Raw genomic sequence first — 10,731 nt, forward strand, 5'->3', positions numbered from 1 at the left:
GCGCGTTGGCTTTTCAGCGCTTCACGACGCTATTGCGAAGTGCCTGCACTGAGCGAGCTACCCGCGTTCAACGGTTTCGACGAAGCCCTCGCGCTCTCATCCGTCAACTTCGTCTTTCCAGCGCTGTAGCCGTTCGAATACAGCAGAAACGCCATGATGTCCGCGTAATCCTGCGGCTTCATCTTGCCCGGACGGTCCGCCGGCATGTTGTTCGCCATGTATCCATAAACACCGCCGATGGTCAGCTTCGCATTCGAGGTCGGCGCGAACGACGGGCCGCGCAACGCCGGCGCGTTCAATCCTTGCAGCTCGGGACCGTGGCACTTCGCGCACGCGCTCGAGTACAGCGTCTTGCCATGCGCGACCTGCGCGCGATCGAAAGCCGGCGCGTCCGCGGGCACGGCTGCATCGACCTTGATGAAATGGCCGCGCTCGATCTCACGGCCGCCGGCTCGCATGATCGGCGATTTAACGTCGGCACGCCGAGGACCGTCGCGATAGAGAAACGCCGCTGCGTCGGGCGCACTCGCCTGCGTCATGCGCGGCAACGTCCAGCCGCGCGTCAACGCGGCGAGCCTGCCGTCGGACTCCATCTTGCGCAACGCGGCGTCGATACGCGGCTGCAACGCCGCACCGTTTTTGCCGAACGCAAATACCAGGTGCCAGTCCGCATACGCCGAAGCGGCTTGCGCGATATGAAAGCTCCGCCCAGGATGCGTGTTCGTATAAGCGACGACAGCCGGATACCAGACGATCGCGCGCTGCGCATGTCCGCTTGCGACGGCATCGACGGTAAGCTCGGCTGTGTTCTGCAGATCGAGCTTCACATTGGGCTGTTGCACGGCGATCAACTGCGCGGGGCTCGCATAAGTGGCCGCGACGATTTCCGCGCCGCCCGCATGCGCCGCGGATTCCTGCATCGTCACGCTCACGTAACCCGAGCGCAGATAGGCACGCGAGAAAACGAGCTTGCTGCCGGAGCCGTCCGCGATATCCGAGCGCGGGAAGCCGGCGATCGCATCGCACTTGCGCGCGAGCGCCTTGTCGAGTTCCTTCAGCGACACGCCGTCGTCGTCGCTGCTCGCGAAGCCGCCTGGCGTGAGCGTAAAGGCGATGCCCGCGGTGCGAAACGCTTCGCGCGTCACGGCCTCGTCGAGTGCCGTCGACGGACTGCCTGGAAACGTGCAGACGCGCACGCCCGCGCTCGCGTGGCCGGGCATCAGCGCGCCGCTTGCGAGCAACGCGCCGGCGAGAGCAAATGAGTTGAGTCGAGTCTTCATGGTCTTGCTTCCGGAAAGAAGCGGCGCCGCCGCAGCCAGGTTGCTCGAGCGAATGCGCATCGGGCAGGACCGGCGCCGGCGCCGCGTGGGCATCAGCCGCGATTGAGTGCGAACACGTAGAGCGTGCCGCCGCGCGGGACCTTCTCCGCGGCCTTCGCCATCGGTCCGCCCCAGATCGGATTGGCCCCGCCGTAGCCGGCGAGAATCGCCACGTACTCCTTGCCGTCGACTTCGAATACCGACGGTTGCGCCACTATGCCGCTCGCCAGTTTCGGGCTTTTCCAGAGCACTTTTCCGGTTGCCGTATCGAATGCGTACAGATGGCCGTCGAGCGAACCGCTAAACGCGAGACCGCCCGCGGTCGTCGCGACGCCGCCGTTCCACGGCAGCTTGCTCCAGAAACTCCACAGCTTCTTGCCGGTGCCGACGTCGATAGCCTGCAGTTCGCCGTAGCCCTTGCTGCCAGGCTCCGGCTTGATCTCGAAGCCTTCGCCGAGGTACGGCAGTCCTTCCATGTAGGTGACCGACTTGCCGGACAGCGACATGCACGCATGCAGCGCGGGAACGATCGCGATGTGCTTGTCCGGATCGTACGAAACCGACCACCAGTTCTTGCCGCCGAGAAAGCTCGGGCACGTTTCGATCGTCGTGCCGGTCTTCGGATATTTCGCCGGGTCCTGAATCGGCGCGCCGTCCGCTGTATAGCCGGTCACGGAGGTGGCCTTGACGAAGGGCTTCGCGTAGATCAGCTTGCCCGTCGACCGGTCGATTGCGTGAAAGTAGCCATTGCGGTCGGCATGGATGATCGCGTCGTAGTCCTTGTCCTGATACTTGATATTGGCAAGCACCGGCGTGTTGACGCCGTCATAGTCCCAGGTATCGTGTTTCGTGTACTGGTAATGCCATTTCAGATCGCCGGTCTTCGGATCGAGCGCGAGCAGCGAATCCGAATACAGGTTGTCGCCCGGCCGCAGATCCGCGAGCCAAGGTCCGGGATTGCCCACGCCCCAGTACAGCGTTTTCGATGCCGCGTCATACGTGCCCGTCAGCCAGGCCGGCGCGCCGCCATGCTCCTGCATGCCGTCGGGCCATGTGTTCCCGCCCTTCTCGCCGGCCGCGGGCACCGTGAAGCGCTTCCACAGCACGTTGCCGTTGTCGGGATTCAACGCCGCGATAAAGCCGCGCGCGCCATATTCGCCGCCCGCGCTGCCGACCACCAGCGCGCCGTCGAGCGCGAGTGGCGCAAGCGAAAACGCGTAGCCGACTCCGGGCTCGAACATCGCCTTGCGCCACGTCGGCGATCCCGTTTGCGCATCGAGCGCGACGACCTCGCCGTTGAGCATCGCCACATAGACGTTCTTGCCGTACAGCGCGACGCCGCGATTGATCACGTCGCAGCAGGCGGTCTTGAACGATTCGGCGCTGAGCTTCGGTTCGAACTTCCACAGTTGCTTGCCGCTTGCCGCGTCGAACGCATAGACGTTGTCTTTCGGCGTGGTCACGAAGAGATAACGGCCGTTGACGATCGGCGTCGCTTCGAAGCCCTGTTGCAGTTCGGCCGGAAACTTGTAGCTCCAGACCTGCTTCAACTGCTTCACATTCGACGTGTCGATCTGCTTGAGCGGCGAGTGCGCCTGGCCGTTGTAGGTGCGGTAGTACGTGAGCCAGCCGGGATCGCTTTGCGCGGCGGTGAGCCGTTCGTAGGTGACGGCTGGATAATCGTCGGCCACCGCCGCCGTTGCGCATGACAAACCGACGGCCGCGGCGACGCTTATCGCAAGCGCTCCTCGCCGCATCGTCCGAATCGAACGTGCTTTCATCCTTGTCTCCTGGTGTCGACCCGAGCTTGAGTAAAGCGCTGCTCCGGTCACACATCACATGCTTGCTGTTGAGTTATCGACGGGAAGCCGGACGGCGACGCCATCGTCTGGGGAACGCAGTCTGGCTGCGAACCGTTCGAGGCAAGTCGCATGCCATTGCGGCATGGTTCCGGCGCAACACGCGCGGGGCTAAGGAGAGGAGGAAAGCAGGACCGATCCGCGCGCTGGGTCAACGTGATAAGGGTTGTTGCACGTTGAAGCAATCCATCGCCGATGTGTTGCTAAAAAAGACAGCGGTCGTTGGCAACCCGCATGGGTGACATACCGAGCTCAAACGAAAAGAACAGCTATGCGAGCGATGCTTGACCTGGATCAAGCACCTTGCATTGTTCACGCGTGTGTCAGTTCGCGCACGAAGACCGCTGCGATGCCGGGCGAATTGCGTTCGCCGGCCTATACCGCCGCAGCCTGGCCGTTTCAACGATGTGGTGAAACGCATGGGATAGGGTCACGCGCCCGAACCCTGCATTAACGGCGCTAACGACCACGAACTTGAGCACGCTGCGGGCAAACCCTCAAGAGATCAGCGCCACATGCCGTTATTCCTTGCAACGATGTAAGACCACGCACTCCGCGGCGTGAGCACCAGGTAAGGAAAGTCATGCGCAACAACCAGCCCGTCACCGGGCACGAATACGGATTCCCTTCTTCGCAGATGCTTGTTTCCGCGACCGATCTCACCGGCCGCATCGAATACTGCAATCCCGCCTTCATCGCCGTGTCGGGCTTTACGCGCGAAGAACTCATCGGCCAGCCGCACAACCTTATTCGTCATCCCGACATGCCTCGCGAAGCCTTCGCGGATATGTGGACCACGATTCGCGATGGACGTCCGTGGACCGCGCTCGTCAAGAATCGCCGCAAGAACGGCGACCATTACTGGGTGCAGGCCAACGTCACGCCGGTCGTCAAGCAAGGCGCCGTGGTCGGCTATCTCAGCGTGCGTGTGAAGCCGCAACGCGAAGCGGTGCGCGCCGCCGAAGCGTTGTACGCGCGCATGCGCACGGGCGACGCGCGCGGCGTGAAGTTGCTGCGCGGCGTTGTCGTACGCACAGGATGGCGCGGGCGTCTGCAAGCGCTGACGCGGCTGCCCGTCGCGACACGCGCCGCGAGCGGCTATGCGCTCACGCCGCTCGCGCTCGCCGCAACCGGCCTCGCGGCATGGCAAGGCACGCCGCCCGCGCCGTTCTGGATGGCGTTCGGCGTGGCGAGCGCCGTCAGCCTGGTGTCGTGGCGCTTGCTGGCTGGCCACGTCGCCGCGCCGGTGCGCGAGATGCGCGGCTTCGCTACGCGGCTTGCTGCGGGCGACCTGACCGTCGATCTGCAGATCGCGCGTCACGACGACCTCGGCGATGTATTCCAGGCGCTGAATCAGTTGAAGGCAAACCTGGCGGCGATCGTCTACGACGTCCGCGAACAGATCAACGGCATGCTCGATAACGCGCGCGAGATTTCGAGCGGCAACGTGGATCTCGCGCGTCGTACGGAAATGCAGGCGGCCTCGCTCGAGGAAACCGCCGCCACGATGGAAGAGCTGACCACCACCGTGCAGGCGAACGCGGACGCCAGCGTGCGCGCGCTCGATCTCGCGAAAGACGCGCAGGCGGCGGCCGCCGAGGGCGGCAGGATCGCCTGCCAGGTCGAGCAGACGATGGCGGGCATCACGGCCGCGTCGCGCCGCATTGCCGACATTACCGGCGTCATCGACGGCATCGCTTTTCAGACCAATATCCTCGCGCTGAATGCGGCCGTCGAAGCCGCACGCGCGGGCGAGGCGGGCCGCTCGTTCGCGGTGGTGGCCGGCGAAGTGCGGATGCTCGCGCAACGCTGCGCGGCGTCTTCGAAAGAGATCAAGTCGGTGGTCGAGGCGAGCGCGGCGGAAGTCGCGGCGGGCACCGAACTGGTGGCGCGCACCACGTCGCAAATGCGAACCATCGACGAAGCCGTCGAGCGCGTGTCGTCGATCATCGTCGAAGTGGCGAACGCGAGCAGTGAACAGGCCGAGGGAATCCGCCAGGTCAATCAGGCGGTCTCCCATCTCGATGGAGCGACCCAGCAGAATGCCGCGCTCGTCGAGCAGGCGGCGGCCACTGCGCAGCGGCTCGCCGCGCAGGCCGATGTGCTGAGTGAAGCCGTGCGTCTTTTCACCGTTGCCGACATGGCGCCGGGTGCGCGCGCCGTTGCTCCGACGCCTCCGGCATCATCGGCTCAACATGAGAGCAGGCTTGCGTCGAGCCGGTGATTTCGGAGAACCGCCGCCGCGCTTACGGCGCGAATCGCGTGAACACGTAGTCGCGATCCTTGACCTTCGCCGCGTGACACGCGAAGCAGGTCTGGTGTTGTGCGGCATCGACCGGCTGGCCGTTGACGAAGCGCCCGAAACCCCAACCGCCCGTCGATGCATAACGGCGCGAGTCCTTCACCATCACCTGGACCGTGGTGGGCGGTCCGGGAATCGTCGCGGTCGCGAACTCGGGCGACTGCTTGCGCTTGTATGCGAGCTTGACGAGGATCGTGCCGTCCGGATAAGGCAACGTCGAGTTCTCGATCGCCTTGATCGCCGCGGGATTGCCGAGCACGACGCGCAGCTCGTCGAGCGGCGCTGCCTCTTCGGCCGGCGCGATCATCTGCCACTTGCGGTAGCCGTCGGGAATCGTCACCCCGTAGATCGGCGACGGCGCCGACTTCGCGGACCCGGCCAGCGCGTGTTCCGCGACTGCGCCGAGCAAGAGCGCCGCGCTCAGCGCAACGTATGCGGTCCGTACTTTTCGCATCTGCATCGTCATGTGCCTGTCTCCGCTTCGTCCGCTTCGTCCGCTTAAAAACGGGCGACGTCGATGACGGCGTCGGCGAAGGCTTTCGGCGCTTCCTGCGGCAGGTTATGCCCAGTGCCGCCGCCGACATTGCGATGCGCGTACTTGCCGGTGAACTTCTTCGCGTAGGCCGACGGCTCGGGATGCGGCGCGCCGTTGGCGTCGCCTTCCATCGTGATGGTCGGCACGGAGATAGTCGGCCCCTTCGCGAGACGTTTCTCCAGATCGTCGTATTGCGGTTCGCCCTGCGCGAGTCCGAGACGCCAGCGGTAGTTGTGAATCACGATCGCGACGTGATCCGGATTGACGAACGATGCCGCCGAGCGCTCGAACGTCGCGTCGTCGAAATTCCATTTGGGCGACGCGGTATGCCAGATCAGCTTGTTGAAGTCGTGACGGTTTGCGTCGTAGCCCGCTGCGCCGCGCTCGGTCGCGAAGTAGAACTGATACCACCACGCGAGTTCCGCTTTCGGCGGCAACGGCGCCTTGTTGGCTTCCTGGCTGCCGATCAGATAACCGCTCACCGACACCATCGCCTTGCAGCGTTCCGGCCACAGCGCCGCAATGATGTTCACCGTGCGCGCGCCCCAATCGAAGCCGCCGAAAATGGCCTTGTCGATCTTCAGCGCGTCCATCAGATTGATGATGTCGAGAGCGATGACGGCCTGCTGCCCGTTACGCGGCGTATCTGCCGAGAGAATGCGCGTCGAGCCATAGCCGCGCAGATACGGCACGATCACCCGATAGCCGGCGGCGGCCAGCAGCGGCGCGACTTCGACGTAGCTATAAATGTCGTATGGCCAGCCGTGCAACAGGATCACGACGGGACCGTTTTGCGGACCCGCTTCTGCATAACCGATGTTAAGCGTGCCCGCGTTGATCTGCCGAAGGTTCTCGAACGAGATGGCGCCCGCGCCCGCCTTCGCGCCAGTGGACTGCGCATGCGCGAGTCCGCTCAAACCAAGTTCCATCAGGCTGATGCCCGCGACGGTCGTACCGAGCAGACGACGACGCCGGTTATTAATCTGTTCAGTCATGGCTATTTCCTTTTTTGAATGAAAACTTGCGAGAGCCTGCGCGTTGCCAGTCCGGCCGGCGTGGAAGTATTAGACGCCTTCAAAGTATCCGCCGTATGTCCACGACGCACGCCAGTGCAACGTTATGTGTCGCCCGGTTGTGTAGATACATTGGGATACAAAACGGACATGGCATTCGATCCGGCGCAAGCTGAATAGAAGCGAAAGCAGAAATTTGTTTCTCAATGTGTATGAAGTCCAAAGCGATACACAGCCTTGCAATAGCCCCTTCCCACGACACAAGCCAGATACCTCTCCCGGTTCTAATGCATTCCAACGACGGACTCTGATCGACGCAGCACGGCAAGCCTCACTGCCGATAGCGGCTCGCAGATGCCCGTACGGATGCTTTCCATTTGAACTGTTCCAGGAGAACGACATGAAAGTCTCGATCATCGCTTTGGCCTTTACCGCTTTCGCCGCTTCGGCAATGACTGTTTCCGCTTATGCAGCGAATCCGGCGGTCAATTCCGCCACAGCAAACTCCGGCAGCTACGACGCGCAGCAAGCAACTCAGTGGGCACCGGTTCAGCCCGCAACGACAGCGAAGACGCGCGCCGAAGTTCGTCAGGAACTGGTGCGCGCCCAGAAGGACGGCCAGCTCGCGGCACTCAGCAAGATCTATCAGGGTAGCTAAGTTTTTCCATTCAATCTTGGAGGTTTCATCATGATCAAGCGTCTCGTCATCGCCGCAGTTCTTTCCACCAGCGCCGCGATCGCCGCGCCCGTTTTCGCCAGCAGCGGCTACGGCCCCGCGCCCCACTACGACCCGCTGATCGGCGCACCGTCGTCGCAACGCGGCCAGAGCGCCGAGACCGTGCGCGCCGAACAAACCGCTCTGATGGCGAGCGCGGACATCGACGCGCAATCGTACGGCGGCATGCACGACACGACTTCACAGGCCGGCTCGCGTTCGCTGACGCACGCATCGGACGCATCGGACATCTCCATCGCGCCGTATGCACATCATTGAATGCGAGTCGACTGATCGATAACTTGCCGGCTCGCCGCGATGAGCGCGCCGGTTTCTCACAGCGTCAGGAAATAAAAATATGTCTTCAACACCGTTTTCTCCCGCTCGACGTCACGTGCTGGCCGCCTCCGTTGCCGTCGGCGCGATGGGGCTGATTCCCGGCTCGGTGTTCGCCGCCGCAGGCGACAGCAAGATCCGTCCGTTCAAGGTCAACGTGCCGGAAGCCGACCTCGCCGATCTGCGCCGGCGCATCGCGGCCACGCGCTGGCCTGGCAAGGAAACCGTCGCCGACGAATCGCAAGGCGTGCGGCTCGTAAGAATGCAGACGCTCGCGAAGTACTGGGGCACCGATTACGACTGGCGCAAAGGCGAAGCCAAACTGAACGCGCTGCCGATGTTCATGACTGAAATCGACGGGCTCGATATCCAGTTCATCCACGTACGTTCGCGCCACAAAAATGCGTTGCCGCTCATCATGACGCACGGCTGGCCTGGCTCGATCTTCGAGCTGATCAAGGCCATCGGTCCGCTCACCGATCCGACTGCGTATGGCGGCAGCGCCGACGACGCGTTTCACGTCGTCGTTCCTTCGCTGCCCGGTTTTGGCTTCTCCGAACAGCCGAAGAAGACCGGCTGGGGATCGGATCACATCGCGCGCGCATGGGGTGAACTGATGGCGCGGCTCGGCTATACGCGCTTCGTTTCGCAAGGCGGCGATTGCGGATCGGTGATCTCGCACCGCATGGCGATGCAGAAGGTCAAAGGGCTGATCGGTATTCACGTCAACATGCCGGCGACCGTGCCGCCGGACATCGCGACGCTGCTCACGCTGGGAGAACCCGCGCCCGCCAATCTGTCGCCGAAAGAGAAAGCGGCGTATGACTCGCTGAATGTTTTCTATCGCGACAATTGCGGCTATGCGCAGATGATGGTGACGCGGCCGCAGACCGTCGGCTACGCACTCGCGGATTCCCCTGTCGGCCAGGCCGCATGGATGTACGACAAAATTTCGCAATGGACGTATAGCGGCGGCGTGCCGGAACGCTCGCTCACACGCGACGAAATTCTCGACGACATCTCGCTCTACTGGCTGACGGACAGCGCCACGTCCGCTGCACAAATCTACTGGGAGGATCATTCGAACAACTTCAACGCGGTCGATATCTCGTTGCCTGCGGCGGTGACGGTCTTTCCTGGAGAGATCTATCAGGCGCCGCGTAGCTGGACCGAGCGCGCCTATCACAATCTGATCTATTTCAACGAAGTCGATAAAGGAGGCCACTTCGCCGCGTGGGAACAGCCGCAACTCTTCGCGACTGAGGTTCGCGCTGCGTTCCGCAGTCTGCGTTAGGCGGCGCGTGAGTCACGGCGACTGCATTGCGCGTGCATTGCGCGCACATTGCGCGGTCGCCGTGACGTTTGCATGCCACCAAGGAACGGTGCGAGTTCACGCCGCGAGAGGCAGCGTCAATCTCGCTTCGAGTCCGCCGCTATGGCGATTTTCCAGTTGCAGTTCGCCCTGCATCGCGAGTGTCAGGCGCCGAGCGATTGCGAGTCCCAGGCCCGATCCCGGCGCACGCGCTGCCGTCTGCGGCGCACGGTACCAGGGCGCGAACACCGCTTCCATTTCGGCCGGCACAATGCCCGGCCCCGAATCGACGACCGCGACCACCACGCGACGAGCATCGACGCGCACGCACAGGCGCACGTCGTTGCCATAGCGCAATCCGTTGTCGATCAGATTGACCAGCACCCGGCGCAGCGCGTGCGGACACGTCACGACCGGATGGCCGACCTCGCCTTCGAGTTCGACGGAGCGGCCCATGTCCTTGTAGTTATCGACGAGCGCGCCAAGCAGTCCGTCTGCATCGAAGCGCCGCAGCGGCGCGCCGGCGCAGCATTGCATCCGCGCGCACGCGAGACTCGCTTCGACCAGTTCGTTCATCTCGGCGATGTCGCGCTCCATTGCGTTGCGCAATTCTCCTTCGTCGACCCTCTCGCAGCGCAGGGCCATGCGCGTCAGCGGCGTGCGCAGATCGTGTGCATAGGCCGCCAGCACGTCGAGCAGTTCGGCGACGCGTTCGGCCTCGCAGCGCTGCGCGCCGTTGATCGCACGCGCGAGTCGCGCGACCGTGGACGGCCCGAACTCCGGCAAACTTTGTGGCAAGGTGCCCGTGCTGCTGCGTTGCTCGATCGCGGCGGCAAGCCGCGCGATGCTCGAACGTTGCTCGTAAGCATGCACGCCCAAGGCCGCCGCGAGCAGCGCGAAGCCCGTTGCGAGCAGCCAGAGAAGCGGCAGCAGATAGCCGCCGGCGCGGTACGGCTGTGCGTAGAGCATCGCTGCATGGGCCGCGGGCATGCTTATCGCTATGAATACGGCGAGCACGCGAGCCGTCCAGAGCAACCAACGTCTTGCCGCGCGAGTTCGGATTTTCAGCAGGGAGTTGGGCGAGACTTCACGCGACACGGTCCAATGGATGAAGGTCATCTTCGTTCTCCTGGCACCGCCACGTCGGACGGCTTGGCAGAATAAGATCATGCGGGGCGGGGTTCGCACCATCAGACATGGGGTCGTCTACCCCCTACTAAGGTTTGCCCTCGTCATGCGGTGGTGTACTTTCGGTTAGCCGTGCCCGAGCGCGCGAGGCCGCTGGCAGCGGCCCGCACGGAAGGGATCATCGTCGGTAACGACAACGAGTTGTTCGGGCA

The 10,731-nt window shown here is 63.4% G+C and carries 9 protein-coding genes; 4 read left to right on the plus strand and 5 right to left on the minus strand.

Going from position 1 to position 10,731, the window contains the following annotated elements; genetic code table 11:
* Positions 1 to 29 precede the first annotated feature (29 nt).
* Positions 30 to 1,280 carry a c-type cytochrome gene (locus BGRAMDRAFT_RS15435; RefSeq protein ID WP_006049712.1) on the minus strand — a complete coding sequence of 417 codons (1,251 nt, stop codon included), beginning with the start codon at positions 1,278 to 1,280 and terminating at the stop codon, positions 30 to 32.
* A 92-nt stretch (positions 1,281 to 1,372) separates the two neighbouring features.
* The gene (locus tag BGRAMDRAFT_RS15440) at positions 1,373 to 3,100 is read right to left on the minus strand and encodes a methanol/ethanol family PQQ-dependent dehydrogenase (RefSeq protein ID WP_006049713.1); all 1,728 of its coding nucleotides are present in this window, start codon (positions 3,098 to 3,100) and stop codon (positions 1,373 to 1,375) included.
* Between the two features lie 661 nt (positions 3,101 to 3,761).
* Between BGRAMDRAFT_RS15440 and BGRAMDRAFT_RS15445 the strand changes: the two genes are divergently transcribed.
* Positions 3,762 to 5,402: a methyl-accepting chemotaxis protein gene (locus tag BGRAMDRAFT_RS15445; protein ID WP_006049714.1), complete on the plus strand. Its 1,641-nt coding sequence runs from the start codon at positions 3,762 to 3,764 to the stop codon at positions 5,400 to 5,402.
* Between the two features lie 22 nt (positions 5,403 to 5,424).
* On the opposite strand, the gene BGRAMDRAFT_RS15450 is transcribed toward BGRAMDRAFT_RS15445, so the two are convergent.
* The gene (locus tag BGRAMDRAFT_RS15450) at positions 5,425 to 5,934 is read right to left on the minus strand and encodes a cytochrome P460 family protein (RefSeq protein ID WP_044021155.1); all 510 of its coding nucleotides are present in this window, start codon (positions 5,932 to 5,934) and stop codon (positions 5,425 to 5,427) included.
* A gap of 44 nt (positions 5,935 to 5,978) precedes the next feature.
* Positions 5,979 to 7,010 carry an alpha/beta fold hydrolase gene (locus BGRAMDRAFT_RS15455; RefSeq protein ID WP_006049716.1) on the minus strand — a complete coding sequence of 344 codons (1,032 nt, stop codon included), beginning with the start codon at positions 7,008 to 7,010 and terminating at the stop codon, positions 5,979 to 5,981.
* A 418-nt stretch (positions 7,011 to 7,428) separates the two neighbouring features.
* Between BGRAMDRAFT_RS15455 and BGRAMDRAFT_RS15460 the strand changes: the two genes are divergently transcribed.
* The 3 genes from BGRAMDRAFT_RS15460 to BGRAMDRAFT_RS15470 all read left to right on the plus strand — a co-directional run bounded on the left by BGRAMDRAFT_RS15460 (position 7,429) and on the right by BGRAMDRAFT_RS15470 (position 9,373).
* Complete coding sequence (locus BGRAMDRAFT_RS15460) at positions 7,429 to 7,686, plus strand: DUF4148 domain-containing protein (protein WP_006049717.1); 258 nt, start codon at positions 7,429 to 7,431, stop codon at positions 7,684 to 7,686.
* 30 nt (positions 7,687 to 7,716) lie between these two features.
* Positions 7,717 to 8,022, plus strand: a complete 306-nt coding sequence (locus BGRAMDRAFT_RS15465; protein ID WP_006049718.1) for a hypothetical protein — start codon at positions 7,717 to 7,719, stop codon at positions 8,020 to 8,022.
* A gap of 79 nt (positions 8,023 to 8,101) precedes the next feature.
* Entirely contained in the window at positions 8,102 to 9,373 is a 1,272-nt protein-coding gene (locus BGRAMDRAFT_RS15470; protein WP_006049719.1) for an epoxide hydrolase family protein, read from the plus strand.
* 96 nt (positions 9,374 to 9,469) lie between these two features.
* On the opposite strand, the gene BGRAMDRAFT_RS15475 is transcribed toward BGRAMDRAFT_RS15470, so the two are convergent.
* Positions 9,470 to 10,510 (minus strand): ATP-binding protein, encoded by a 1,041-nt coding sequence (locus tag BGRAMDRAFT_RS15475; RefSeq protein ID WP_006049720.1) that lies wholly within the window; start codon positions 10,508 to 10,510, stop codon positions 9,470 to 9,472.
* Between the last annotated feature and the right edge of the window lie 221 nt (positions 10,511 to 10,731).

The organism is Paraburkholderia graminis C4D1M, assembly GCF_000172415.1.
Taxonomy (GTDB): Bacteria; Pseudomonadota; Gammaproteobacteria; order Burkholderiales; family Burkholderiaceae; genus Paraburkholderia; species Paraburkholderia graminis.